At 71.4% G+C, this 25562-nt stretch carries 20 protein-coding genes; 15 read left to right on the plus strand and 5 right to left on the minus strand.

The annotated features are described in order from the left end of the window. Positions 1-367: 367 nt before the first annotated feature. The gene (locus BM288_RS11660) at positions 368-1291 is read right to left on the minus strand and encodes a ParA family protein (protein ID WP_092919097.1); all 924 of its coding nucleotides are present in this window, start codon (positions 1289-1291) and stop codon (positions 368-370) included. A gap of 64 nt (positions 1292-1355) precedes the next feature. Between BM288_RS11660 and BM288_RS11665 the strand changes: the two genes are divergently transcribed. Both BM288_RS11665 and BM288_RS11670 read left to right on the plus strand, forming a co-directional pair. After that, on the plus strand, positions 1356-4760 hold the full coding sequence (locus BM288_RS11665; protein ID WP_092919098.1) for a pyruvate carboxylase: 3405 nt from the start codon (positions 1356-1358) through the stop codon (positions 4758-4760). Next, positions 4757-5248 (plus strand): peptide deformylase, encoded by a 492-nt coding sequence (locus BM288_RS11670; protein WP_092919099.1) that lies wholly within the window; start codon positions 4757-4759, stop codon positions 5246-5248. The genes BM288_RS11665 and BM288_RS11670 overlap by 4 nt, the downstream gene beginning before the upstream one ends. A gap of 12 nt (positions 5249-5260) precedes the next feature. On the opposite strand, the gene BM288_RS11675 is transcribed toward BM288_RS11670, so the two are convergent. Next, a complete protein-coding gene (locus BM288_RS11675; protein ID WP_092919100.1) occupies positions 5261-6112 on the minus strand; it encodes a class I SAM-dependent methyltransferase in 852 nt (283 codons plus the stop codon). 24 nt (positions 6113-6136) lie between these two features. Beyond that, positions 6137-7972 carry an AMP-dependent synthetase/ligase gene (locus tag BM288_RS11680; protein WP_404799714.1) on the minus strand — a complete coding sequence of 612 codons (1836 nt, stop codon included), beginning with the start codon at positions 7970-7972 and terminating at the stop codon, positions 6137-6139. A gap of 126 nt (positions 7973-8098) precedes the next feature. Between BM288_RS11680 and BM288_RS11685 the strand changes: the two genes are divergently transcribed. After that, positions 8099-8806, plus strand: coding sequence for a lysophospholipid acyltransferase family protein (locus BM288_RS11685; RefSeq protein ID WP_092919101.1), 708 nt, complete (start codon positions 8099-8101; stop codon positions 8804-8806). A gap of 65 nt (positions 8807-8871) precedes the next feature. After that, positions 8872-10254 carry a class II 3-deoxy-7-phosphoheptulonate synthase gene (locus tag BM288_RS11690; RefSeq protein ID WP_318255526.1) on the plus strand — a complete coding sequence of 461 codons (1383 nt, stop codon included), beginning with the start codon at positions 8872-8874 and terminating at the stop codon, positions 10252-10254. Positions 10255-10303: 49 nt separating this feature from the next. Here BM288_RS11690 and pknB read toward each other — a convergent pair whose 3' ends face one another. Beyond that, positions 10304-12226: a Stk1 family PASTA domain-containing Ser/Thr kinase gene (pknB, locus tag BM288_RS11695; protein WP_318255527.1), complete on the minus strand. Its 1923-nt coding sequence runs from the start codon at positions 12224-12226 to the stop codon at positions 10304-10306. A 78-nt stretch (positions 12227-12304) separates the two neighbouring features. On the opposite strand from pknB, the gene BM288_RS11700 reads away from it, so the two are divergent. After that, a complete protein-coding gene (locus tag BM288_RS11700) occupies positions 12305-12682 on the plus strand; it encodes an Rv2175c family DNA-binding protein (protein ID WP_318255528.1) in 378 nt (125 codons plus the stop codon). A 1-nt stretch (position 12683) separates the two neighbouring features. Here BM288_RS11700 and BM288_RS11705 read toward each other — a convergent pair whose 3' ends face one another. Next, on the minus strand, positions 12684-13796 hold the full coding sequence (locus BM288_RS11705) for a polyprenyl synthetase family protein (protein WP_318255529.1): 1113 nt from the start codon (positions 13794-13796) through the stop codon (positions 12684-12686). An 86-nt stretch (positions 13797-13882) separates the two neighbouring features. On the opposite strand from BM288_RS11705, the gene BM288_RS11710 reads away from it, so the two are divergent. The 10 genes from BM288_RS11710 to ftsW all read left to right on the plus strand — a co-directional run bounded on the left by BM288_RS11710 (position 13883) and on the right by ftsW (position 25562). Continuing rightward, positions 13883-14260: a DUF3040 domain-containing protein gene (locus BM288_RS11710; RefSeq protein WP_092919103.1), complete on the plus strand. Its 378-nt coding sequence runs from the start codon at positions 13883-13885 to the stop codon at positions 14258-14260. Between the two features lie 315 nt (positions 14261-14575). Continuing rightward, entirely contained in the window at positions 14576-15007 is a 432-nt protein-coding gene (gene mraZ / locus BM288_RS11715; RefSeq protein ID WP_092919780.1) for a division/cell wall cluster transcriptional repressor MraZ, read from the plus strand. 97 nt (positions 15008-15104) lie between these two features. Then, positions 15105-16112, plus strand: coding sequence for a 16S rRNA (cytosine(1402)-N(4))-methyltransferase RsmH (gene rsmH / locus BM288_RS11720; protein WP_092919104.1), 1008 nt, complete (start codon positions 15105-15107; stop codon positions 16110-16112). After that, entirely contained in the window at positions 16109-16834 is a 726-nt protein-coding gene (locus BM288_RS11725; RefSeq protein WP_092919105.1) for a cell division protein FtsL, read from the plus strand. Before rsmH ends, BM288_RS11725 begins: the two co-directional genes overlap by 4 nt. A 95-nt stretch (positions 16835-16929) precedes the next feature. Then, positions 16930-18723, plus strand: a complete 1794-nt coding sequence (locus BM288_RS11730; protein WP_143103102.1) for a peptidoglycan D,D-transpeptidase FtsI family protein — start codon at positions 16930-16932, stop codon at positions 18721-18723. A gap of 16 nt (positions 18724-18739) precedes the next feature. Beyond that, the gene (locus tag BM288_RS11735) at positions 18740-20329 is read left to right on the plus strand and encodes a Mur ligase family protein (protein ID WP_092919107.1); all 1590 of its coding nucleotides are present in this window, start codon (positions 18740-18742) and stop codon (positions 20327-20329) included. After that, the gene (locus BM288_RS11740; protein WP_092919108.1) at positions 20329-21744 is read left to right on the plus strand and encodes a UDP-N-acetylmuramoyl-tripeptide--D-alanyl-D-alanine ligase; all 1416 of its coding nucleotides are present in this window, start codon (positions 20329-20331) and stop codon (positions 21742-21744) included. The genes BM288_RS11735 and BM288_RS11740 overlap by 1 nt, the downstream gene beginning before the upstream one ends. Then, entirely contained in the window at positions 21744-22835 is a 1092-nt protein-coding gene (gene mraY, locus BM288_RS11745) for a phospho-N-acetylmuramoyl-pentapeptide-transferase (protein ID WP_092919109.1), read from the plus strand. Before BM288_RS11740 ends, mraY begins: the two co-directional genes overlap by 1 nt. Continuing rightward, positions 22832-24343: a UDP-N-acetylmuramoyl-L-alanine--D-glutamate ligase gene (gene murD, locus BM288_RS11750; protein WP_092919110.1), complete on the plus strand. Its 1512-nt coding sequence runs from the start codon at positions 22832-22834 to the stop codon at positions 24341-24343. The genes mraY and murD overlap by 4 nt, the downstream gene beginning before the upstream one ends. Then, the gene (gene ftsW / locus BM288_RS11755; protein WP_092919111.1) at positions 24309-25562 is read left to right on the plus strand and encodes a putative lipid II flippase FtsW; all 1254 of its coding nucleotides are present in this window, start codon (positions 24309-24311) and stop codon (positions 25560-25562) included. The genes murD and ftsW overlap by 35 nt, the downstream gene beginning before the upstream one ends.

Below are 25562 nucleotides of genomic sequence, written 5' to 3' on the forward strand. Positions count from 1 at the left end.
CCTCCGCGCTTGCGTGGACCCTGGTGTGTTCAAGCGGCTCGATCGAGCCGACGCACGAAAACACAATGCCCTCGTCCGAGCATTCACGCGAAGACTGGCCACTCGAGCGGGGGACTGGCCACTCGAGCGGGGGACTGGCCACTCGAGCGGGGGACTGGCCACTCGAGCGGGGGACTGGCCACTCGAGCGGGGGGCTGGCCACTCGAGCGGGGGGCTGGCCACTCGAGCGGGGGGCTGGCCACTCGAGCGGGGGGCTGGCCACTCGAGCGGGGGACTGGCCACTCGAGCGGGGGACTGGCCACTCGAGCGGGGGACTGACCACTCGAGCGGGGGAGCGGCCAATCTCGCGTTCGGGCGTGCGGTGTCGCTACTTCTTGTCGGCGTCGCCCGCGTCGCCCTCGGCGGCCTCAGCCTCAGCCGCGGCCTCCTCGAGCTCTGCCGCAGCCGTGGCATCGACCGCGGCGGTCGGCGCCGGGATGCGGCGGCCGGATGCCGCCTCGTCGCCGGCGCGGCCGGCAGCGGTCAGCACCAGCTGCAGCAGCTCGTCGAACTGCAGCGCCATCTCCTGCGCGCCCTCGCCGGGCCACACGTGCAGCGGCCGGGCGGCGCCCTGCGCCTGCTGCATCGAGGTGCGCTCGGGCAGCACCGCGTCGAGCACGAGCGGGCCGAACATGTCCTTGAGCTCCTGGATGCGGTACTGGTGCTCGAGCGACTGCGGCCGCGCGCGGTTCACGACGATGCCGAGCGGCTGCAGGCGCGGGCTGAGACCGCGGCGGATCTCCTCGATCGCGCGCAGCGCGCGGTCGGCGGCGGCGACCGAGAACAGGCCGGGCTCGGTGACCACCAGCACGCGGTCGGAGGCCGCCCAGGCGGTGCGCGTGAGCGCGTTGAGCGAGGGGGCGCAGTCGACCAGCACGAGGTCGTAGTCGTTCTCGACGGTCGTGAGGGCCGTCTCGAGCTTCCAGATGTCCTTGATGGTGGGGTGCGGGCCGTCGAAGTTGATGGCCGAGGGCGAACCGATCAGCACGTCGATGGTGCCGCCGTGGCCCTGGGTCCACCCCGAGGGCGAGATCGCCTGCTGGACGACCTTGTCCTTCGGGTTGGCGAGCACATCGGCGATGTTGAGGCGGCCCTCGATCTCGATGTCCATGCCGGTGGAGGCATCGGATTGCGGGTCGAGATCGACCACCAGGGTGCGGAGACCCTTCGCGAATGCGGCGGAGGCGAGACCGAGCGTCACCGTGGTCTTGCCGACGCCGCCTTTGAGGGAGCTGATCGAGAGTACGTGCACGGCGGCCAAGCCTAGCGGCACTAGATTGGATCGGAAACGCCGCCACACCTCGGAGGGTTCCTGCATGTTCACGAAGCTGCTCGTAGCCAACCGCGGCGAGATCGCGATCCGAGCCTTCCGGGCAGCCAATGAGCTGGGGGTGAAGACGGTCGCCGTCTTCGCCCACGAGGACCGAAACTCGCTGCACTGCCAGAAGGCCGACGAGGCCTACCAGATCGGCGAGCCGGGCCGGCCGGTGCGCGCGTACCTGACGGTGAGCGAGATCATCCGGGTCGCCAAGGATGCCGGCGCCGACGCGATCTACCCCGGCTACGGCTTCCTGAGCGAGAACCCCGAGCTCGCCACCGCCGCCGCAGAGGCCGGCATCACCTTCGTCGGCCCCGGCGCATCGGTTCTGGCCATGGCCGGCAACAAGGTGACGGCGAAGGAGCACGCGATCGCCGCTGGCGTGCCCGTGCTGGCCTCGACGCCCGCCACCACCGACATGGACGTGCTGCTCGCCGGCGCCGACGAGATCGGCTTCCCGGTCTTCTGCAAGGCGGTCGCCGGCGGCGGCGGCCGTGGGATGCGGCTGGTCCAGCGTCGCGAGGACCTCCGGGAGGCGCTGGAGGCCGCGATGCGCGAGGCCGACAGCGCGTTCGGCGACGCCACCATGTTCATCGAGCAGGCCGTCGTGCGCCCGCGCCACATCGAGGTGCAGATCCTCGCCGACGCCACCGGCGAGACGGTGCACCTGTTCGAGCGCGACTGCTCGGTGCAGCGCCGCCACCAGAAGGTGGTCGAGCTCGCGCCCGCGCCCAACTTGAGCGAGGAGCAGCGCGCGGCGATGTACCGCGACGCGATCGCCTTCGCGAAGTCGATCGGCTACGTCAACGCCGGCACGGTCGAGTTCCTGCTCGACACCGCCGGCGAGCGCGCCGGCGAGCACGTGTTCATCGAGATGAACCCGCGCATCCAGGTCGAGCACACCGTCACCGAGGAGATCACCGACGTCGACCTCGTCGGCAGCCAGATCCGCATCGCCGCGGGGGAGACGCTGGCAGAGCTCGGGCTGCAGCAGCAGCACATCGAGATGCACGGCGCCGCGCTGCAGTGCCGTGTGACGACCGAGAACCCGGCGGACGGCTTCCGCCCCGACACCGGCCGCATCACCGCCTACCGCTCGCCCGGCGGCGCCGGCGTCCGCCTCGACGGCGGCACCATCAACCCCGGCACCGAGGTGAGCCCCCACTTCGACTCCATGCTCGCGAAGGTCACCTGCCGCGGCCGCGATCTCGACACCGCCATCCGCCGTGCCCACCGCGCGGTCAGCGAGTTCCGCATCCGCGGCGTGGCCACGAACATCCCGTTCCTGCTGAACCTGCTCGACGACGAGGAGTTCCGCGCCGGCGACGTCTCGACGCACTTCATCGACGAGCACCCCGAGCTCACGCGCATCAACCCGCCGAAGGACCGTGCCTCGAAGGTGCTCTCGTGGCTGGCCGACGTGACCGTCAACCAGCCGCACGGCTCGGCCGACGGCGTCATCAACCCGGCGATCAAGCTGCCCGAGATCGACCTCGACGCGCCCGCGCCCGACGGCGAGCGCCAGCGGCTGCTCGAGCTCGGCCCGGCCGGCTGGGCGGGCGCACTGCGCGAGCGCACCTCGCTCGCGGTCACCGAGACCACCTTCCGCGACGCGCACCAGTCGCTGCTCGCCACCCGCGTGCGCACCGCCGACCTGGTCGCGGTCGCGCCGCACGTGGCGCGCATGACGCCACAGCTGCTGTCGATGGAAGCCTGGGGAGGCGCCACCTACGACGTGGCGCTGCGCTTCCTGGGGGAGGACCCGTGGGAGCGCCTCGCCCGCATCCGTGAGGCGATGCCCAACATCCCGCTGCAGATGCTGCTGCGCGGCCGCAACACCGTCGGCTACACGCCCTACCCGACCGAGGTCACGACGGCGTTCGTGGAGGAGGCGGCCGCGACCGGCATCGACGTGTTCCGCATCTTCGACGCGCTCAACGACGTCGACCAGATGCGGCCGGCGATCGATGCGGTGCTGGAGACCGGCACCACGGTCGCCGAAGTGGCCTTCTGCTACTCGGGCGACATGCTGAACCCGGCCGAGGATCTCTACACGCTCGACTACTACCTGCGGCTCGCCGAGCGCATCGTCGACGCCGGTGCGCACGTGCTGGCGATCAAGGACATGGCGGGTCTGCTGCGCGCCGGGGCGGCCTCCAAGCTCGTCACTGCGCTGCGCGAGCGATTCGACCTGCCGGTGCACCTGCACACGCACGACACCGCCGGCGGCCAGCTCGCCACCCTGCTCGCCGCCTCGGAGGCGGGCGTCGACGCCGTCGACGTGGCCAGCGCGCCGATGTCGGGCACCACCAGCCAGCCGTCGCTGTCGGCGCTCGTCGCCGCCGTCGCCCACACCGAGCGCGACACGGGCATCTCGCTGGATGCAGTGAGCGAGCTCGAGCCCTACTGGGAGGCCGTGCGGCGCCTCTACAAGCCGTTCGAGTCGGGCCTGCCCGGCCCCACCGGGCGCGTCTACCACCACGAGATCCCCGGCGGCCAGCTCTCGAACCTGCGCCAGCAGGCGATCGCGCTCGGCCTCGCGGACGACTTCGAGAAGATCGAGGACTGGTACGCCGCGGCGTCCCGCATCCTGGGCCGCCCGACGAAGGTCACGCCCTCGTCGAAGGTGGTCGGCGACCTGGCGCTGCAGCTGGTCGCGCAGGGCGTGAGCCCCGAGGAGTTCGAGGCCGACCCGCGGGGGTTCGACATCCCCGACTCGGTGATCGGCTTCATGGCGGGCGAGCTGGGCGACCTGCCCGGCGGCTGGCCCGAGCCCTTCCGCTCGAAGGTGCTCGCCGGGCGCGAGGTCGACATCTCGGTCACGCCGCTCGAGCCCGAGCAGGCCGCGCGGCTGCAGGAGCCCGGCGCCGATCGCCAGCACGCGCTCAACGAGCTGCTCTTCGCCGGTCCCACCAAGGCCTTCGACGAGAGCCGCGAGCAGTATGGCGATCTCTCGGTGGTCGACACGATCGACTACCTCTACGGCATGCAGCAGAGCGTGGAGCACCACGTCGGCATCGGCCGCGGCGTCACCCTCAACGTCGAGCTCGAGGCGGTCGGCGAGCCCGACGACGACGGCATGGTCACCGTCATGACGGTGCTGGGCGGCCAGCTGCGCCCCGTCTACGTGCGCGATCGCTCGGTGAAGGTCGAGAAGCCGCAGGTGGAGAAGGCGGATGCGTCAGTGCCGGGCCAGATCGCAGCCCCCTTCGCGGGGGCGGTCACCGTCAAGGTCGCCGAGGGCGACACGGTCGCGGCCGGCGACGCCGTCGCCACCATCGAGGCGATGAAGATGGAGGCCGCGATCACGACCCCGGTCGCCGGCACGATCGAGCGGCTCGCGCTGCCGGGCACGACACCGGTGCAGGCGGGCGACCTGATCGTGGTGGTGGCGCCGGCATGAGCGTGCGCGAGATCCGGGTCTTCGGCGATCCGGTGCTGCGAGAGCGCGCCACGCCCGTCGAGCCGGGGTCCGCCGCCACGGCCGCGCTGGTGCAGGACCTGCTCGACACGGTGCAGCTGCCCGGCCGTGCGGGTGTCGCGGCCTGCCAGATCGGGGTCGCGAAGGCCGCCTTCTCCTTCCTCGTCGACGGCGAGCTCGGCTACGTGCTCAACCCGCGCATCGACGAGGTGCGCGGCGAGCCCGAGCTGGTGGACGAGGGCTGCCTGTCGGTGCCGGAGCTCGGGTTCCCCACCCCGCGCCATCCGTTCTGCCGCGTCATCGGCGTCGACACCGCCGGCGACGAAGTCGTCCTCGAGGGGGAGGGTCTGATGGCGCAGATGCTGCAGCACGAGATGGCCCACCTCGACGGCAAGCTCTACCTGCAGGCGCTCGAGAAGGACATGCGCCGGCTCGCGATGGCCGAGGTGCGCAAGGCCGACTGGTACTGAGCCGTCCCGGCCTCAGTCCTGCTCGGCCGGCTCGGGCTTGACGAGCGTGAAGATGCCGTAGCGCATCGCCCCGGTGCGGTAGGCCAGGATGAGCCGAGGGAAGGACAGCGCGAAGATGCGGTTGCGCGCGGCGAGTGCGATGCGGCGGGTCTCGCGATCGACCACCAGCGCCCGCGCGAGCCGACGTGCGCAGACCGTCCAGGTGCGCGCGACGCGCTGGCTGACGTCCTCGTAGCCGGCGATCTCGAAGCCGGCGTCCTCCGCCAACGCCGCATACTCCTCGCGTGTGCCCATCGAGGGCAGGCGGCCCTCCCTGCAGATCGGCTCCAGCAGGTGGCGCACCTTCCAGCCGCCCGCGCCCGTCTCGGCGAGCCACGCGCAGACCACGAAGCGGCCGCCGGGCGCCAGCACGCGGTGCGCCTCGGCGAAGAACGCAGGCTTGTCCACCATGTGCTCGCTCGACTCGATCGCCCACGCGGCGTCGGCCGAGGCGCCGGGCAGGCCGCTGTCGAGCCAGTCGCGCTGGCGGATCTCCACGTCGGGAGCGGGCTGCGTCGCCGCGTGCCGGACCTGCTCGGCGGAGAGGGTGACGCCGCTGACCCGCACCCCGCGGGTCGCCGCGAGCCGTCTCGCCGTGCCGCCGTAGCCGCAGCCGATGTCGACGCACGCCTGGCCGGGCTGCAGGCGCAGGCGCTCGCCGACCGTGTCGACGAGCGCCTCGACCGCCTCCGCGGGTGTCTCGCGCCCCGTGGTCCAGAGCCCGTGGTGGACGTGCTCGCCCCACACCCGCCGATAGATCAGGTCGAGCTCGTCGTAGTGATCGGCGACCGCCCCGGCATCCTGCGGAGCGTTCGGCTCGATCATCCGCTCACTCCGCGATCGGGTCGATCACTCGCCGACGTCGTGCGCGGTCGAGTTCGACGCATAGATGTCGTCGATCTCGGCGGCGTAGTCCTTCAGGATGTTGTGGCGCTTGATCGACATCTTCGGCGTCAGGTGGCCGTTGGCCTCGATGAACTCCACCGGGATGATCGCGAACTTGCGCACCGACTCGGCGCGCGAGACCTGCTTGTTCGCGCGCCGGATCGCCGAGCGGACCTCGTCGATGACCGGCGGGAAGGCTGCCGCGTCGGCCAGCGACATGTGCTCGTCGTGGCCGTTGTTCTTCAGCCAGGTGCCGAGCATCTCGGCGTCGAGCGTGATGAGCGCCGCGATGAACTTGCGCTGGTCGCCGACCACCACCGGCTGGCCGATGATGGTGTTGGAGCGGATCGGGTCCTCGAGCACGTTCGGGGCGACGTTCTTGCCCGCCGCGGTGACGATGATCTCCTTCTTGCGGCCCGTGATGGTCAGGTAGCCGTCCGCGTCGAGCGAGCCGATGTCGCCGGTGTGGAACCAGCCGTCCTCGGTGAAGGCCTCCTTGGTGGCCTGCTCGTTGTTCCAGTAGCCGGCGAAGACGGCGGCGCCCTTGCCGAGGATCTCGCCGTCCTCGGCGATCTTCACCCCGTTGCCGGGCAGCGCCGGGCCGACGGTGCCGATCTTGAACTTGCTCGGCACGTTGACCGTCAGCGGCGCCGTCGTCTCGGTGAGGCCGTAGCCCTCCAGGATGCGGATGCCGAGCGAGCGGTAGAAGTGCGCCAGGAACGTCGACAGCGGGGCCGAGCCGGAGACGGCGTACTTGACGTTGCCGCCCAGCGCCACCTTGAGCTTGCTGAGCACGAGCTTGTCGAGCACGGCGAAGCGCAGCTTGAGGCCGAGCGGCACGTGGCCGGCGTCGGTCGCCTTCGAGTGGGCCACGGCAGCCTGCGCGGCGGCGCGGAAGATCTTGCCCTTGCCGCCGGCCTCGGCCTTCTGCTCGCTGGCGTTGTAGACCTTCTCGAACACGCGCGGCACGGCGAGGAAGAACGTGGGCTTGAACGAGCTCATCGACGGCAGCAGCTGCTTGGTGTCGGACTGGTGGCCGACACGCACCGCGGCGGCGATGCCGAGCACCGAGATGAAGCGCGCGAACACGTGCGCCTGCGTGACGAACAGCAGGGTCGCGGAGCCGGGACGGACGACGTCCGCCATCTCCACCGCGGCGTTTCGGCACAGCTCGACGAAGTTCGAGTGCGTCAGCATCGTGCCCTTGGGGCGGCCCGTGGAGCCGGAGGTGTAGATGAGGGTGGCGATGTCGCTGCCGACCGCGAGCGAGCGGCGGCGCTCGATCTCGTCGTCGGCGACCTCGGCGCCCTGCTCGACCAGCCGGTCGAGGTCGCCCCGGTCGATGCGCCACACGTCGCGGATCTCGGGCAGGTCGCCGTGCGCCTCGTCGAAGCGCGATACGAGCTCGGCGTCCTCGAGGATCGCGCGGGTCGCGCCGCCGTCGGAGAGGATCCACTGGATCTGCGAGGGGGCGGAGGTCTCGTAGACGGGCACCATGCGGGCGCCGGCGTACCAGAGCGCGAAGTCGACGAGCGAGAACTCGTAGCGCACCTTGCACATGAAGCCCACGGAGTCGCCCGGCTGGATGCCGGCCGCGACGAAGCCCTTGGCGAGCGCAACCACCTGGTGCTTGAACTCGGTGGCGGAGATGTCACGCCAGCCCTCGCCCTCCGGCACGGAGAACAGCGGGGTGTCCGGGTGGCTGCGGACGGTGTCCTCGAGCAGGTCGGTGACGTTCGCCTCAGGATCCGGGGTGACGACGGGAGGGATGACACCCTCGGGGATGGTGAGCTCAGGCACTGGGACTCCTTCGGCGTTCGTGCGTTGGGCTCAGTCTACGGTCGGCGCTCGCGAGGATCTCTCAACGGCGCGCATGTCTGTAGGGAGCATCCGACTGCCCTAGGCTCGACCCCCGAGGAGGTGGCGATGATCTACTGGCTGCTGCGGCATTGGATTGTCGGCCCCTACATCAACCGGGTGTTCCGCCCGTGGGTCGCCGGGCTCGAGAACCTGCCAGAACATGGCGGTGCGATCATCGCCGGCAACCACCTCTCGGTGATCGACTCCTTCCTGATGCCGCTGGTCATCGATCGCCGCGTCTACTTCCTGGCGAAGTCCGACTACTTCAACGGCAGGGGGCTCAAGGGCCTGCTCATGCGGTGGTTCTTCCTCGGCGTCGGCCAGCTGCCGATGGATCGCTCGGGCGGTGAGAAGAGCTCGCAGAGCCTCGATGCGGCGCTGCAGAAGCTGCAGGAGGGCCAGCTCATCGGCATCTACCCCGAGGGCACCCGCAGCCCGGACGGCAAGATGTACCGCGGCCGCACCGGCGTCGCCCGCATGGTGCTCGACGCGCGCGTGCCGGTCATCCCCTGCGTGATGGTCGACACCGAGAAGATCATGCCGATCGGCAGCCGGCTGCCGCGCGTCGGGAGGATCGGGATGATCTTCGGCGAGCCGATCGACTTCTCGCGCTACTACAACCTCGAGGGCGACCGCTTCGTGCTGCGCTCGATCACCGACGAGATCATGGTCGCCCTCAACCGCATCTCCGATCAGGAGTACGTCGACGTCTACGCCTCGAGCGTCAAGGCTCGCGTCGAGGCCGAGCGCGCGGCCCGGTCCACGGGCCGCTGAGGCGATCCGCCCACGACTAGAGTGGAACACGGCGCACAAGCGCCGCCGGAGCATTGAGGCAGGGCATGACCGACACCATCGCGACACCTTCGTTCATGGAGCAGGGCTCCATCGAGCAGGGCCTCGATGCGTATCGAGCGCTGCCGATCAAGCAGCAGCCCAGCTGGCAGGACGAGGCCGCGATCGAGCGGGTGCGGCGCGAGCTGCGCAGCTCGCCGCCGCTGGTGTTCGCCGGTGAGGTCGACATGCTGCGCGACCGGCTCGCCTCTGCCGCCCGCGGCGAGGCCTTCCTGCTGCAGGGCGGCGACTGCGCCGAGACCTTCGCCGGCGCCACGGCCGACAACATCCGCAACCGGGTCAAGACGATCCTGCAGATGGCGGTCGTGCTCACCTACGGCGCCGCGATGCCGGTCATCAAGATGGGTCGCATGGCCGGCCAGTTCGCGAAGCCCCGCTCGAGCGACAACGAGACCCGCGGCGAGCTGACGCTGCCCGCCTACCGCGGCGACATCGTCAACGGCTACGACTTCACGCCCGAGTCGCGCGCGGCCGACCCGCAGCGCATCCTGCGCGGCTACCACATGGCCGCCTCGACGCTGAACCTGGTGCGCGCGTTCACGCAGGGTGGCTTCGCCGACCTGCGCCAGGTGCACTCGTGGAACAAGGGCTTCGGCGAGAACCCCTCCTTCGCCCGGTACGAGGCGCTCGCGGGCGAGATCGACCGCGCCGTGCGCTTCATGGAGGCCGCCGGCGCCAACTTCGACGAGCTCAAGGGCGTCGAGTTCTTCACCGGCCATGAGGGCCTGCTGATGGACTACGAGCGTCCTATGACGCGCATCGACTCCCGCACGGGCCTCGCCTACAACACCTCCAGCCACTTCCAGTGGATCGGCGAGCGCACGCGCGAACTCGATGGCGCCCACGTCGACTTCTTCTCCCGGGTGCGCAATCCGATCGGCGTGAAGCTCGGCCCGACGACGACGCCCGCCGACATGGAGGCGCTGGTCGACAAGCTCGACCCCGAGCGCGAGCCGGGCCGCCTGACGTTCATCACCCGGATGGGTGCCGGCCGCATCCGCGACGTGCTGCCCGGGCTGCTCGAGGCCTCGAAGTCGCTCGAGTCGACACCGCTGTGGGTCACAGACCCCATGCACGGCAACGGCATCACCACGAAGAACGGCTACAAGTCGCGCCGCTTCGACGACGTGGTCGACGAGGTGCGCGGCTTCTTCGCCTCGCACCGCGAGGTCGGCACCTTCCCCGGCGGCATCCACGTCGAGCTCACCGGCGACGACGTCACCGAGTGCCTCGGCGGTTCCGAGGAGATCGACGAGATCGCCCTCGAGACCCGCTATGAGTCGCTCTGCGACCCGCGCCTGAACCACATGCAGTCGCTCGAGCTGGCGTTCCTGGTGGCCGAGGAGCTGCGCGCCGCGCCTCGCCCGTAGCGCCTCGCGACGCTCGGCCGGTGGTGCGGATGCGCTGCGGCCCGTCGCGCTAGAAGGTCGCGTCGATCGTCACGGTCGTGCCCTCTTCGACGGAGCTCCCCGCCTCGACCCCCTGCGAGAGGATCGTCGAGGTGGGGAAGCCCCACAGCGCCTCGGGGATGTTCGTCCGCAGGTCCGGCTCCAAGCGCGCGTCGCGCAGCAGCTGCAGGGCCTCCTGGATCGAGCGGCCGACGACGTCGGGCACCTCCACCATCACCGGTCCGGCCGAGACGACACCGGTGATCGTGCTGTCCTTGTGCACGAGGCCCTCGGGCACAGTGACCGAGATCAGGTGGCCCGCGGCCACGTCGCGCGAGTGCTGCTCGGTCGAGAAGTCGGCGATCAGCCCCACCTGCTGCAGGGCGGCAGCGGCCTCGTCGGCCGGCTGGCCCGCAGCCGCCGGCACGGGCCCGAGGGAGACGCGCAGCGACACCGGCGTTCGCTCCTCGAGCGCATCGAGGTCGGTGAGCGAGGTGCCCTCGGGGTCTGCCGCGGCCAGCACTGTGCCGGCCTCGGCGCCGTCGAAGACCTCGTCGATCGGCTCGGCGACGACGAAGTCGGTCGCGAGCGCTGCGCGCACGGCATCGAGCTGCTGCCCGATCACGTCGGGCACCGGCAGCTGGCGGCGCCCGTCGGAGAGCACCAGCCGCACGATCTCGCCGTTGCCGATCACCGTGCCGGCGCTCGGCTCCGTGCGCAGCACGTGGCCGGCGGGCACGTCGTAGTCGGGCTCGCTGACGGTCTCCTCGTCGACGTCGATGCGGTGCTCGGCGAGCGCCAGGCGGGCGTCGGCCTCGGCGGTGCCCGCCACATCGGGCACGGTCGCGCTGCCGCCAGGCCCGCCGTTGAACCACCAGCCGACGCCGGCGGCCAGCAGCACGCCCAGCAGTACGAGCGCGAGCCAGAGGATGCCGCGCCGGCGGCGCAGGGTGACGCGTCGGATGAGCGCCGTGGTCGCCTTGCCGTCGCCGCCGTCCTGCACGACCTCCGGCTCGGCGGCGATCGGCCTGCGCTGCTTCTTCGGCCGCTCAATCACGGTGGTCGAGCGCTCGTCCTCCGTGAGGAAGGGCAGCACGGTCGTCGGGGTGTCGATGCCCCGCTCCCGGATGGCGTGCAGCTCGGCGAGCATCTCGGCGGCGTCGGCGGGTCGCAGGTTCGGGTCGCGCTGGGTCGCCCAGTGCACGAGCGAGTCCAGCGCGTCGGGGATGCCCTGCGTGCTGCTCGAGGGCAGCGGCACATCGTCGTTGGCGTGCTGATAGGCGATCTGCATCGGCTCGTCGCCGGTGAACGGCTGCCTGCCGGTGAGCATCTCGAACAGCATGATGCCCACCGCGTAGATGTCGCTGCGGGTGTCGGCGATGCCGCGGGTGACGAGCTCGGGGGAGAGGTAGGCGATGGTGCCCAGCAGCGCCTTGCCGGTCGCGGTGTTCTGGCTGGCGGCGCGGGCGAGCCCGAAGTCGCCGATCTTGATGCGGCCGTCGTGCGCCAGCAGGATGTTCTCGGGCTTCAGGTCGCGGTGCACGATGCCCGCGCGATGGGCGGCGGCGAGCCCGGCCAGCACCGCCTCGAGCACGTCGAGCGACTGCTCCGGCGTGATGCGGCCGCGCTCGGCGAGCAGGTCGCGCAGCGTGATGGAGGGCACGAGCTCCATCACGAGCCAGGCGAGATCGCCGTCCTCGCCCTGGTCGTAGGTGTTGACGACGTTCGGGTGCGCGAGGCGGGCGGCCGCCTTCGCCTCCTGGATGAAGCGCTCCCGGAACTCCGGATCATCGCCCAGGTGCGGGTGCATCACCTTGACGGCGACCTTGCGGTCCAGCCGCAGGTCGAGCCCGGTGTAGACGCTCGCCATGCCGCCGCGGGCGATGCGTTCGCCCACCTCGTACCGACGGTCGATCGTCCGTCCGATGACGGGATCGCGGGAGTCGACGGGCACGCAGTGAGAATAGGCGGTGCGGGGCTGGATCCCGGTGATCCACGCCGATCCCCGTGGGGTTCAGGGCATGATGGATGCGTGACGGACGACGCAGCGAACCCAGACGCAGTGAACCCAGAGACCGAGACCCGAGCCCCCGAGTGGCTCACCGTGCCCGACCTGGTCGAGATCCTCGATGAGCCGGTGGGACGCATCCACCGCCTGATCGAGGAGCATCGCCTGCCTGCGACCCGCAGGAACGGCCCCGTGCAGGTGCCGGCGGCCGTGCTGCGCGACGGCGAGCCGATGTCGGAGACTCGCGGCACGCTGCTCGTGCTGCTCGATCTGGGCTTCACCGAGGACGAGGCCATCGACTGGCTGCTCGGCGTCGACGACGCGCTCGGCACGACGCCGCTCGACGCGATGCGCCAGGGCCGCAAGGCCGAGGTGCGGCGCGCCGCCCAGCTGCAGGGCTGAGCTACCGGTCGCGCTTGGCGACCGCGTCGGCGAGCCGCTCGAGCTCGAGCACGGCCGAGCGCGAGAGCTCGCCGTCGTGCAGCGACTCGAGCGCCTCGCCGACCGCGCGGTCGATGAGCGCCTCCAGGCGCTGCGGCGCCTCCGAGCGCTGGATGGCGTCCTGCAGGATCGCGATCTGCCGCTCGTCGAGCTCGCGATCGCCCAGCAGCTCGTCGAGCATCGTGCGCACGCCGGAGGAGAGGCGCTGGCGAGCGATCTCCACCAGCACCGTGCGCTTGCCCTCGCGCAGATCGTCGCCGGCGGGCTTGCCCGTCACCTCCGGGTCGCCGAACACGCCCAGCAGGTCGTCGCGCATCTGGAAGGCGACGCCGACGGGCAGCCCGTAGCCGGCGAGCGCGTCGAGCTGCGCCTTGGAGCCGCCGGCCAGCAGCGCCCCGAGCGTCAGCGGCGCCTCCACCGAGTACTTCGCCGACTTGTAGATCGCGACGGTGTGGGCGCGGTCGAGCAGCGTCGCGGGCTCCTGCCTGATCCACGCCGCCTCCTCGAGCACGTCGAGGTACTGGCCGAAGGTGACCTCCTCGCGCATGCGGCGGTAGGCGTCGTGCACCGCGTCGCCGTGCGCCGCCCGCCTGCAGGCGCGCAGCATCCGGTCGTCCGCCCAGTTGAGCAGCAGGTCGCCCGCCAGCAGCGCGGCGTGCTCGCCCCACGAGCCGGCGTCGCCGACCCATTCGCGGTCGCGGTGCATCGCTTCGAGCGAGCGGTGCATCGACGGACGGCCCCTGCGGGTGTCGGACTGGTCGATGATGTCGTCGTGCACGAGCGCCGCGGCGTGGAAGAGCTCGATGGCGGTCGCGACGCCCACGGCGTCGGCCCACGCCGGGTCCTGCTCGGTGCCGGCGGTGTGGGATGCGTCGGGTCGCGCCGCCGTCACGGCATGCCAGCCCCAGAGCACGAAGGCGCTGCGCACGCGCTTGCCGCCCGAGACCATCTCTCGCACCAGGCGGATGAGGGGGGTGGCGTCGGAGGCGAGCTCGGTGAGCGCCGCCTCCCGCTCGTCCAGGTACTGCTGGATCGACGCCTCGACGGCCTGGGCGAAGCGCTGCTGTGCTGACACAGGGTCCATGCTATTCAGCCACATGCGATTGACAGCCGGAAGCCGTAGACTGACCTTCCGCACCGGTTGAGCGAAAGGGGTGCGAGATGGGCCTCTCCGAGAACGAGCAGCGACTGCTCGATGAGATGGAGCGCAATCTCTACAAGCACGAGGCCGACATCGTCAGCACGTCGGCCGGGCCCCGCACCGTCAACTACACCAAGGTCGCCGTCGGCGTGCTCGGTATCGTCGTCGGGCTGGTGCTGGTCATCGTCGGTGTGAGCGCCAAGCTCCTGATCATCGGTGTCGCCGGCTTCGCCGTCGCCGTCGCCGGTGCGCTCTGGGCGCTCTCGGCGTCGAAGCCCGCCACGGGCGACGAGGCCGCGGCGAAGCATGCTGCAGGGCAGGGCCCCGCACCCGCGAAGCAGGCGCCGAGCCTGATGGATCGCCTCGCTCAGGAGTGGGACGACCGCAACCAGCGGTAGTCGCCTCCACACCGCTCCACACTCCCTCCCCGGGCAGCGCAGCTCCCGGGCAGCGCAGGGCCGACTCGCACGAGTCGGCCCTTTTTCTGTGCCCGCAAGCTGCTGGTTCGCTGCGCACGCCCGCCTGGCGGCCGGCGCACGGCCTGCGTGCGTGCCTGGTTGCTCCAAAACCCCTCCACCGCATTCACCCAATGAATTGTTGAGAACACGCCGTCTTGCATGGCAAATGCTGAGCAACTGTGGCGTGAAGTGGAGTACTGTGGAGGAAACCGGCGGATGCTGGTGGATCTCGCAGGCCGGACGAGAGGGGGCGATGTGTTCCTCGGCACGCACACGCCCAAGCTCGACGACAAGGGCCGCGTGATCCTCCCGGCGAAGTTCCGGCAGGAGCTTGAGGGCGGCCTCGTGCTCACCCGCGGCCAGGAGCGCTGCATCTACGTCTTCTCGAGAGCTGAGTTCGAGCGCGTGCACGAGCAGATCCGGCAGGCGCCGCTCACCTCGGCCGGCGCGCGCGACTTCCTGCGGCTGTTCCTCTCGGGCGCCTCGAGCGAGCAGGCCGACAGCCAGCACCGCGTCACGATCCCCGGGAACCTGCGCGACTACGCCGGCCTCGGCCGCGAGCTCACGGTGATCGGCGCGGGCTCCCGCGCCGAGATCTGGGACACCCAGGCCTGGAACGAGTACTACGCGGCCAAGGAGGCCGACTTCGCATCGACGACGGAGGAGGTGATCCCCGGCATCTTCTGACCCGGCTCGTGACCCTCAGCTGGGCGCCGCGACACACCTTCCCCGGTGTCGCGTCGCGCGGATGGGGATCAGGAGCCGGGACGGAGCAGGGAACGACATGGACGCATCCGCCCTCCACACCCCGGTCATGCTCGAGCGCACGCTAGCGCTGCTCGCCCCCGCGATCGAGGCGGCTGCCGCCGCCGGCCGCACGCCGCTCGTCATCGACGGCACGCTCGGCATGGGCGGCCACACCGAGGCGATGCTCGCCGCGCACCCGACGCTCGTGGTGGCCGGCATCGACCGCGACCCCGACGCCATCCGGCTCGCGGGGGAGCGCCTGGCGCGCTTCGGCGGGCGCTTCCTCCCGGTGCAGACCACCTACGACCGCATCGACGAGGCGCTCGAAGCCGCCGGCGCCGAGGCCGCCGACGGCATCCTGCTCGACCTGGGGGTCTCGAGCCTGCAGCTCGACGCCGCCGACCGCGGCTTCGCCTACGCGAAGGACGCGCCGCTCGACATGCGCATGGGGCAGTCGGGTGAGACGACCGCCGCCACGATCCTCGCTGAGCGCAGCGACCGCGAGCTGTCGCGGCTGTTCAAGGTGTACGGCGACGAGAAGCTCGCCGACCGCTACGCCCGCGCCATCGTGGCAGCCCGCGCCGAGGCGCCCATCGAGACCTCCGCGCAGCTCGTCGACATCCTGCAGGCGGCGACGCCGCGGGCGCTGGCCAACCAGGGCCACCCGGCCAAGCGCGTCTTCCAGGCGCTGCGGATCGAGGTCAACCAGGAGCTGGCGATCCTCGAGCGCACGATGCCCGCCGCGATCGACGCGCTCGCCGTCGGCGGCCGCCTCGTCGTGCTCGCCTACCAGTCGCTCGAGGACCGCATCGTGAAGCGCGCGCTGCAGGCGGCAGTCGCCTCCACGACGCCCCGCGACCTGCCGGTCGAGCTGCCCGAGCACGCGCCGCACCTGCGGCTGCTGGTGCGCGGCGCCGAGCTCGCCGATGAGACCGAGCGCGCCGCCAACCCTCGTTCCACGCCCGTCCGCCTGCGCGCGGCCGAGCGCATCCGACCCCTCACCTTCACGCCCGCGACCAGCCCCAGCAGGGGGGAGCAGCCATGAGCAACGCAGCCATCGCCAGCATCCACGTCGACGCCACCGGTGCCGAGCAGCACGGTGTTGATCAGCACGATGCCCATCAGCACGGCGTCGATCCCGGTCTCGCCCCCGATCCTCGCCGGCACCTGCGGGCGCTGCCCACGCCCAGCGTGCGACGGGCACCGCGGCTGGTGCACGGCGTGCTCGCGCTGGCTGGTCTCGCGGGCATCGTCGCGGCGCAGCTCGGCCTGACGGTCGTGATCAGCGAGGGCGCCTACACGCTCAATGCGCTGGGCGGCGAGTCGAGCGCATTGGCCCGCACCGAGCAGGCACTGGGGGAGGACGTCGCGGTGCTCGCCTCGCCGCAGCACGTCGCCGTCGCCGCCGACGAGCTCGGCATGCTCGCGGGACAGCCCTCGCAGTTCCTGACGCTCTCGGGCACGGCGACCGCCGGCGGCCCCGACGCCCTGCACATGCAGGTGCCGGCGCTCGACCGTTTCGGCATGTACGTGCCCAACGCGCTGCTGCAGACGCAGCCGCAGATCGCAGCCACCGTCGAGCAGGTGCGCGAGGAGATCGCGCCCTACCCCGGCATGCTGCTGCCTGCCGGCGAGGGCGCTCCGGCAGCGGCCGCGACCGATGATGCGGGCGCTGCTGCCGCAGCGACCACTGAGACCGGTGCGGCGGCGGCCGAGGCGGCGCAGCCCGCGCCCGGCACCCTGCTGCCGGCGGCTCCGGGCGAGTGAGGGCGTGGCGGCGGAGCTGAGGCCCCACCCGCCGATACCGTGCTGACGACCCCGAACAGAGACGACCCTCGCGCACGCGAGAGAAGGCAGCGGAGGTGACAGTGGCGGCCAAGCGCAAGCGCTCCCGCAGCGGCATGCGAACGGCGATGGTCGCGATCCTGACCTTCGCCCTGCTGGCGACCTTCGTGGTGCGGCTGGCCGACATCCAGCTCGTGCGCGCCGAGGCGCTCAATGCCGAGGCGGATGGGCGACGCGGCGTCTCCCAGACGCTCTTCGGCACGCGCGGCCCGATCGTCGACTCCGCCGGCACCGTGCTCGCCGAGAGCGTCGACCGCTGGGACCTGACGGTCTCGCCGCAGTACACGCGCGACCTCGAGCCGGGCATCGACGCCGTCGACGAGGAGCTCACCGTCGGCGACGCGCTCGTGCAGATCGGCGGCATCACCGGCGACGACCCGCACGACCTGCAGGCGATGATCTACGCCGAGCTCGAGCGCAATCCCGACTCCGACTACCTGATGCTCGCCGACGGGCTCGACGCGCGGCAGTACGAGGCGGTGCGCGACCTCGGCATCCCCTGGGTCTACCTGCGGCTGAACCCGCAGCGCGTCTACCCGGCGGGCTCCGTCGGCGGCAACCTGGTCGGCTTCATGGGCACCGATGATCCGCTGGCCGGCATCGAGCGCAGCCAGGACGCCTGCCTCGCAGCGCACTCGGGGCAGCGCACCTTCGATCGCTCGGCCGACGGCACCCCCATCCCGGGCTCGGTGGTCACCGAGCCCGCGGTGGACGGCGGCTCGGTGGAGCTCACGATCGACGCCGACGTGCAGTACCAGGTGCAGCAGCTGACCGCCCAGTACACCTCGCAGCTGCGCGCCCGCAGCGGCACGAGCATCGTCATGCGCACCGACGGCACCGTCGTGGCGATCGCCGAGTCGCCGACGGTGGACCCGAACGATCCGACCGCCGCCGCCCAGCGCGACCGCGGCTCACGCGCCTTCACCGCTGCCTACGAGCCGGGCTCGATCTTCAAGACCTTCTCCTGGGCGGCCATGCTCGACCTCGGGCTCATCGAGCGCACGCAGGAGATGAGCGTGCCGTGGACCTACAGCGGGCAGGGCACCCGCGTGCGCGACGCGCACTCGCACCCCGTCGAGCAGTGGACCGCCGCCGGCATCCTCGTGAACTCCTCGAACGTCGGCATGGTCGAGCTCGGTCAGCAGCTCGACCGCGATGACTTCACCGACTACCTCGACCGCTTCGGCTTCGGCGAGCGGACGGCCGTCGGCTTCGCCGGCGAGCAGGATGTGCCGCTGCGCGACCTCGGGGCGCTCGACCCGCAGACCCAGCTCAACGTGCTCTTCGGGCAGGGCATCGCAGCGACCCCGATGCAGCTGGCCTCTGCCTACCAGGCGATGGGCAACGGCGGCGTGCACCTGCCGGTGCAGCTGATCGCCGGCTGCACCGATGCTGAGGGCGAGGTGACCGCGCCTGAGCTGCCCGCGGGGCAGCGCGTCGTCAGTGAGGACACGGCGCGATCCACCCTCGAGGTGCTCGAGCATGTCGTCACCGACTACGGCTACGACACCTTCCCGATCGAGGGCTACCGCATCGCCGCGAAGACCGGCACCGCGCAGATGGCATACGCCGACGGCTCGGGCTACGACCCCAATCGCATGATGATCTCGGTGGCCGGCGTCTTCCCCGTCGATGACCCGCAATTCGTGGTCCTGACGATGTACGACAGCCCCCAGACCATCCGCACCAGCGGCGGGGCCATCCCGGCCTTTCACGATATGGTGAACCTCCTGATCCGCCACTACGACATCCCTCCGAGCACGACGCCAGCGTCGAACGTTCCGCTGGAATGGACGGCGGATCAGCCCTGAGCACACTGAGGAGAGGATGGCCGTGGCGGGCGTGACCCCGAGGATCCTGCGACCGGAGCACCCCGCACCGAGGCCCCTCGCCAGCCTGGTCGACGAGTTCGAGCTGGATGTCGACGCTGACCTCGACGGCGTCGAGGTGACCGGCATCACCAACGACTCCTCCGACGTGCAGCCCGGCGACCTGTTCGCCGCGCTGCCCGGCGCGCGCAGGCACGGCGCGGAGTTCGCTGCCGGCGCGCTCGAGCGGGGCGCGGTGGCGGTCGTCACCGACGCGGCGGGCGCCGCGCTGCTGCAGACCGAGGCGCCCGTGATCGTCATCGAGGAGCCGCGTGCGGCACTGGGGGAGATCGCTGCCTGGGTCTACCGCACGGGGGAGCAGCCGCCCAAGCTGTTCGGCATCACCGGCACGAACGGCAAGACCTCCACCTCGTTCATGCTCGAGGGCCTGCTCGCCGACCTGGGCTTCGTCACCGGGCTCTCGACCACGGCCGAGCGGCACGTCGCCGAGACGGTGGTCACCTCGAAGCTCACCACTCCCGAGGCGAGCGAGCTGCACGCGCTGCTCGCCCGCATGAAGGAGGTGGGCGTGCGCGCCGCGGTGCTCGAGGTGAGCGCCCAGGCCATCGAGCGCCACCGCGTCGACGGCGTGCTCTTCGACGTGGTCGCCTTCACGAACCTCAGCCACGACCACCTCGACGACTACGGCTCCATGGAGGCGTACTTCGACGTGAAGCTCGAGCTGTTCACGCCCGACCGCGCCATGCGCGGCGTCGTGTGCGTCGACACCGACTGGGGCGCGCGCGTCGCCGAGCGCAGCCGCATCCCCGTGACCACCGTCTCGAGCGACCCCGAGCGACCCGCGGACTGGCGCGTCGACATCTGGGAGGAGACGCCCGTCTCCACCTCCTTCACGCTCACCGGCATCGATGGCGGCGCGATCGAGGTGCAGGTGCCCTTCATCGGCAGGCACATGGCCGTCGATGCCGCGATCGCCATCCTGATGCTGGTCGAGGACGGCTTCGAGATCGAGGGCGTGGCCGAGGCGATCGACCGCGGCATGCGTCCCACGCTGCCCGGCCGCATCGAGCGGGTCTCGGGCGAGGAGGGCCCCGCGGTCTTCGTCGACTACGGCCACAGCCCGGACGCCTTCGAGCAGACGCTCATCGCGCTGCGCCGGGTGACCGAGGGCAGGCTCATCATGGTCTTCGGCGCCGACGGCGACCGCGACGCCACCAAGCGCGCAGACATGGGCCGCATCGCCGCGGAGCTCGCGGACGCCGTGGTCGTGACCGACTTCAACCCGCGCACCGAGGATGCCGCGAGCATCCGCGCTCAGGTGCTCGAGGGCGCGCGCGCCGTCTCCGGCGACACGCGCATCATCGAGTCCTCGCCGGAGGAGGCTGCGATCCGCGAGGCGCTCGCGCTCGCCGGTCCCGGCGACACCGTGCTCTGGGCCGGGCCAGGCGATGCCGACTACCGCGACGTCGCCGGCGTGCGCGAGCCCTTCGTCGCCCGAGACGAGGCGAAGCTCGCGCTGCACGAGGCGGGCTGGCCCGTCGATCTCGACAAGCGCCGCGACGGGGACAAGCGCAGGGACGAGCGCTGATGCTGCCGATGCGCGCGAGCGAGATCGCCGCAGCCGTCGGCGGCACCCTGCACGGAGACGACGTGAGCGTCACCGGCTCGGTGGAGACCGACTCGCGGCTCGTCACCGCCGGCGGCGCCTTCTTCGCCATGCCGGGGGAGGAGACCGACGGCCACCGCTTCATCGACGCGGCCGTCGCCGCCGGCGCCGCGCTGGTGGTGGCCGAGCGCCCGGTCGAGCAGGACGTGCCGCACGTGCTGGTGCCGGCAGGCGTAGAGGCGCTCGGCTCGCTGGCCGCCGAGGTCATCCGCCGCGTGCGAGCGGCGGGGGAGCTGACCGTGGTCGGCGTGACCGGCTCGAACGGCAAGACCACCACCAAGAACATGCTGCAGGCGATCCTCGAGCAGCACGGGCCGACCGTGACGCCCGTCAAGTCGTTCAACAACGAGGTGGGCGCCCCGATGACGATGCTCCGCATCGACGCGTCGACGCGCTACCTGGTGCTCGAGATGGGCGCGAGCGTCGAGGGCGACATCGAGCGGCTGACCGCCATGTCGCACCCGGATGTCGGCGTCGTGCTCAAGGTCGGGCTCGCGCACGCCGGCGAGTTCGGCGGCATCGAGACCACCGCGCGCGCGAAGACCGAGATGGTGCGCGACCTGGACGAGGCAGGGATCGCGGTGCTCAACCGCGACGACGAGCGGGTGCGCGGCATGGCCGCCGCCACGCGGGCGCGCGTGGTCTGGTACGGCACCGACGCCGGTCCCGCCGACGAGCCGACACGGCTCTGGGCGGACGGCATCGACTCCACGCTCGAGGGCACCGTCGCGACCATCCACCGCGCCGCCGACGGCGCTGCCCGGTCGTGGCCGCTGCGCATGCGCATCCTCGGCGAGCACCACGTGATGAACGCGCTCGCCGCGCTGACGGTCGCCGACGCGCTGGGCCTGCCGCTCGAGCCGGCCGTGGAGGCGCTGGCGACGATGGAGCGCGCCGAGCGCGGCCGTATGGAGCTGCTCGAGCCCGGCGGCGGGATCACCGTCATCAACGACGCCTACAACGCCAGCCCCGACTCGACGGCCGCGGCGCTGCGCGCGCTCGCGCACATGACGAGGCAGGCGGGCCGCCGCTCCATCGCCGTGCTGGGCGAGATGGCAGAGCTCGGGCCGCACGCTGTCGAGGAGCACGACCGGCTCGGTCGCCAGGCGGTGCGGCTGCGCATCGACCGGCTGGTGGTCGTCGGCACCGGGGCGAAGGCCATCCACGACGCCGCAGAGCTCGAGTCGTCCTTCGGTCAGGAGACGAGCTTCGTCGAGACCGCCGCCGAGGCGGAGGCGCTGCTGCGCAGCGAGCTGGTCGCAGGCGATGTCGTACTGTTCAAGTCGTCGAACGTGTCAGGGCTCCAGGCCCTGGCCGAACGGATCGGGGGCCTCTGATGCTCGTGCTGCTGGCATCGGCAGGCATCGCGCTGCTCATCTCCCTGCTGGCGACCCCGCTGTTCATCCGCGGCTTCGCCCGCATCGGCTGGGGCCAGTTCATCCGCGACGACGGCCCGCAGTCCCACCACGTCAAGCGCGGCACGCCCACGATGGGCGGCCTCATCTTCATCGTCGCCACGCTGGTGGGCTACTTCGGCGGCAAGCTGCTCGGCCAGGAGGCGCCCACGCAGCCCGCACTGCTCATCCTGCTGCTGATGGTGGGCATGGGCGCGGTGGGCTTCCTCGACGACTTCCTGAAGATCTCGAACCAGCGTTCGCTCGGCCTGGGCGGCTGGGCGAAGGTCGCCGGCCAGGTCGTGGTCTCGGTGCTCTTCGGCGTGCTGGCGATCAACGTGCTGTACCAGGGCGGCAACCGCACGATCGTCGACCCCGTGATCTCCGGCGTGCGCGACATCCCGTGGCTCGACCTCACCGGTTGGGGGGCGATCGGCGGCATCGTCTTCGTGCTCTGGATCCTGATCATGAACGTCTCGGCCTCGAACGCCGTCAACGTCACCGACGGTCTCGACGGCCTCGCGACCGGCTCCGTGATCATCGCCACCATCGGTTACGCGTTCATCGCCTTCTGGCAGTTCAACCAGTCCTGCTTCAGCGCGCAGCCCGGCCCCGGCTGCTACGACGTGCTGCAGCCGCTCGACGTCGCCACGCTCGCGGCGACACTGGTCGGCGCACTGATCGGCTTCCTCTGGTGGAACACCAGCCCCGCCCAGATCTTCATGGGCGACGTCGGCTCGCTCGCACTCGGCGGCGCGCTCGCCGGCTTCGCGATCATGACCGACACGCAGCTGCTGCTCATCCTCATCGCCGGCCTGCCGATCATCGTCACCGGCTCGGTGATCGTGCAGCGCGCCTACTTCAAGGCCACCGGCGGCAAGCGCGTCTTCCTGATGACGCCGCTGCACCACCACTTCGAGCTGAAGGGGTGGGAGGAGGTCACGATCGTCGTGCGCTTCTGGATCCTCGGCGGCCTGTTCGTGGCGGCCGGCATCGGCCTGTTCTACTTCGAGTGGGCGCTGCAGGGGCTATGACCCGTCTCGACTCCCTGACCTCCTGGCACGCCGACTGGTCGGGCCTGCGCGTCGCGGTGCTCGGCCAGGGCGTGACGGGCTTCGCCGCAGCCGACACGCTCGCCGAGCTGGGCGCATCCGTCACCGTCGTCGCCGAGCGCGTCGACGATGAGCGCCGCACGATCCTGGGCGTGCTCGAGGTGCCCGTGGTCGACGCCGGGCGCGACGACCTGCCGGCGGCGCTCACCGAGGCGGAGGTCGTGATCGCATCGCCCGGGCTGCGGCCGGATCACCCGTGGCTGCTGGCGGCCGCCGAGCGCGGCATCGCGATCTGGGGCGACATCGAGCTCGCCTGGCGCCTGCGCGACAAGGTCGAGGCCGCCGAGTGGATCCTGATCACCGGCACCAACGGCAAGACCACCACCACCCAGCTCGCCGCGCACATGCTGCGCGAGGCCGGCTTCCGCGTGGCACCGGTGGGCAACATCGGCACCCCGGTGCTCGACGCCGTGCGCGACCCGGCGGGCTTCGACGTGCTCGTGGTCGAGCTCTCGAGCTTCCAGCTGCACACGCTGCCCGCGCAGGGCCCCGGCGCGCTCTGGCCGCACTCGGCAGCGGTGCTCAACATCGACGACGACCACCTCGACTGGCACGGGTCGGCGGATGCGTACCGCGCGGCCAAGGCGAAGGCGTACGGCAACGCGCGGGTCGCGGCCGTCTACAGCGTCGATGACCCCGTCACGATGCGCATGGTCGAGGAGGCCGAGGTGGTCGAGGGCTGCCGCGCCATCGGCTTCACGCTCGGCGTGCCCGGCCGCAGCGACTTCGGGCTCGTCGAGGACGTGCTCGTCGACCGTGCCTTCCTGGATGCCCGCCACTCGCAGGCGCTCGAGCTCGCGACCCTCGCCGACCTCGAGCCGGCCGGGCTGCGCTCGCCCCACATGACGCGCAACGTGCTCGCGGCAGCGGCGCTCGCCCGTGCGCACGGCGCCTCGCCCGCCCAGGTGCGGGACGCCATCCGCTCCTTCACCCTCGACCGGCACCGCACCGAGCTGGTCGCCGAGCTGGGCGGCGTGCGCTTCGTCGACGACTCGAAGGCCACCAACCCGCATGCCGCCGAGGGCAGCCTGAGCGCCTTCGACAAGGTGGTGTGGATCGTGGGTGGCCTGTTCAAGGGCGCCGATGTCGCGCCGCTGGTCGAGCGGCACCGGCAGCGCATCGTCGCGGTCGTCGCGATCGGCGTCGATCGACAGCCCGTGCGCGAGGCGTTCGCGCGACACGCGCCCGGCATCCCGCTCGTGGAGGTCGACACGGCGGACACTGTCTCCGTGATGCGACTGGCCGTCGAGGCAGCCGCGGAGCATGCCGCGCCCGGCGTGACGGTCCTGCTGGCGCCGGCGGCGGCATCCATGGACCAGTTCAAGGACTACGCGGAGCGCGGCGACCGATTCGCCGAGGCGGTGCGGGCCCGACGAGATCGAGAAGGGGGAGCCCATGGCGACGACGGCAGCTCCCTTCAGCACGGCTGAGGGCGGCCGCGTCGAGCGGATGGGTCGGCGCGCGCTGGTGCGCGTGCGCTCGATCTTCGGCGCCCCGACGCTCAACGCGGCGCTGCTGACCGGCACCACGCTCTTCCTGGTGGTCTTCGGCCTCATCATGGTGCTCTCGTCCTCCTCGGTCGAGAGCTACGTCGCGGGCGGCTCGTTCTTCACCGACTTCGTCAAGCAGGCGGCCTTCGCCTCGATCGGCGTCGTGCTCCTGCTGGTCGCGGCGCGCCTGCCCGCTGGCACCTGGCAGCGGCTGGCCTGGATCGGCGTCCTGCTCGGCATCGCGCTGCAGGTGCTGGTGTTCACGCCGCTCGGCTTCGGCGCGAACGGCAACCGCAACTGGATCGGCGTGGGCGGCTTCTCGCTGCAGCCGAGCGAGTTCGTCAAGGTCGCCCTGTGCGTGTGGCTGGCCATGATCATGACCCGCAAGCAGAAGCGGCTCGACAGCTTCTGGCAGGTGTGGATCCCCGCCGCGCCCGTCGCGGGCCTGTCGATCGGCCTGGTGCTGCTGGGCAGCGACCTCGGCACCGTGGTGATCATGGTGGCGCTCTCGTTCGGCGCCCTGTGGTTCGCGGGCGTCAAGTGGTGGCACCTGCTGCTGCCCGTCGCCGCCCTCGGGGTGCTCGCGGTGCCGGTGGTGCTCTCGAGCGCCTCGCGCGTGCGCCGCATCACGGCGTTCCTGCAGGGCTGCACCGACGCCGACTACTACTCCGGCTGCTGGCAGCAGCTGCACGGCACCTGGGCGCTCTCGGCCGGCGGCCTGTTCGGCGTCGGCCTCGGCAACTCCAGGGCGAAGTGGAACTGGCTGCCGGAGGCCGACAACGACTACATCTTCGCGATCATCGGCGAGGAGCTCGGGCTGCTGGGCGCCGTCGTCGTGCTCGCCCTGTTCGCCCTGCTCGCCTGGACGCTGCTGCGCATCGTGCGGCAGGCCCGGCGGCAGATGACCCGCGTGGTCACGGGCGCCGCCATGGTGTGGCTGGTGGGCCAGGCGCTGGTCAACATCGGCGTCGTGCTCGGGCTGCTGCCGGTGCTCGGCGTGCCGCTGCCGTTCATCTCCTCCGGCGGCTCGCAGCTGATCGCCGCGCTGCTCGTCGTCGGCATCGTCCTCTCGCTCGAGCGGGTCGACAACCCCAGGGCGCGCGGCGAGGAGCCCGCCGTGCAGCGCGTGCGCCCCCGCGCCGCGGCAGCGAGGGCCTGA

It is taken from the genome of Agrococcus baldri (assembly GCA_900114805.1).
Lineage (GTDB): Bacteria > Actinomycetota > Actinomycetes > Actinomycetales > Microbacteriaceae > Agrococcus > Agrococcus baldri.

What these genes read in the sequence shown, in the direction of transcription:
- BM288_RS11665 (WP_092919098.1), top strand. Translation starts at nt 1,356, where the DNA reads ATGTTCACGAAGCTGCTCGTAGCCAACCGCGGCGAGATCGCGATCCGA.
- BM288_RS11670 (WP_092919099.1), top strand. Translation starts at nt 4,757, where the DNA reads ATGAGCGTGCGCGAGATCCGGGTCTTCGGCGATCCGGTGCTGCGAGAG.
- BM288_RS11675 (WP_092919100.1), bottom strand. Translation starts at nt 6,112, where the DNA reads ATGATCGAGCCGAACGCTCCGCAGGATGCCGGGGCGGTCGCCGATCAC.
- BM288_RS11685 (WP_092919101.1), top strand. Translation starts at nt 8,099, where the DNA reads ATGATCTACTGGCTGCTGCGGCATTGGATTGTCGGCCCCTACATCAAC.
- BM288_RS11690 (WP_318255526.1), top strand. Translation starts at nt 8,872, where the DNA reads ATGACCGACACCATCGCGACACCTTCGTTCATGGAGCAGGGCTCCATC.
- BM288_RS11710 (WP_092919103.1), top strand. Translation starts at nt 13,883, where the DNA reads ATGGGCCTCTCCGAGAACGAGCAGCGACTGCTCGATGAGATGGAGCGC.
- rsmH (WP_092919104.1), top strand. Translation starts at nt 15,105, where the DNA reads ATGGACGCATCCGCCCTCCACACCCCGGTCATGCTCGAGCGCACGCTA.
- BM288_RS11725 (WP_092919105.1), top strand. Translation starts at nt 16,109, where the DNA reads ATGAGCAACGCAGCCATCGCCAGCATCCACGTCGACGCCACCGGTGCC.
- BM288_RS11735 (WP_092919107.1), top strand. Translation starts at nt 18,740, where the DNA reads ATGGCCGTGGCGGGCGTGACCCCGAGGATCCTGCGACCGGAGCACCCC.
- BM288_RS11740 (WP_092919108.1), top strand. Translation starts at nt 20,329, where the DNA reads ATGCTGCCGATGCGCGCGAGCGAGATCGCCGCAGCCGTCGGCGGCACC.
- mraY (WP_092919109.1), top strand. Translation starts at nt 21,744, where the DNA reads ATGCTCGTGCTGCTGGCATCGGCAGGCATCGCGCTGCTCATCTCCCTG.
- murD (WP_092919110.1), top strand. Translation starts at nt 22,832, where the DNA reads ATGACCCGTCTCGACTCCCTGACCTCCTGGCACGCCGACTGGTCGGGC.
- ftsW (WP_092919111.1), top strand. Translation starts at nt 24,309, where the DNA reads ATGGCGACGACGGCAGCTCCCTTCAGCACGGCTGAGGGCGGCCGCGTC.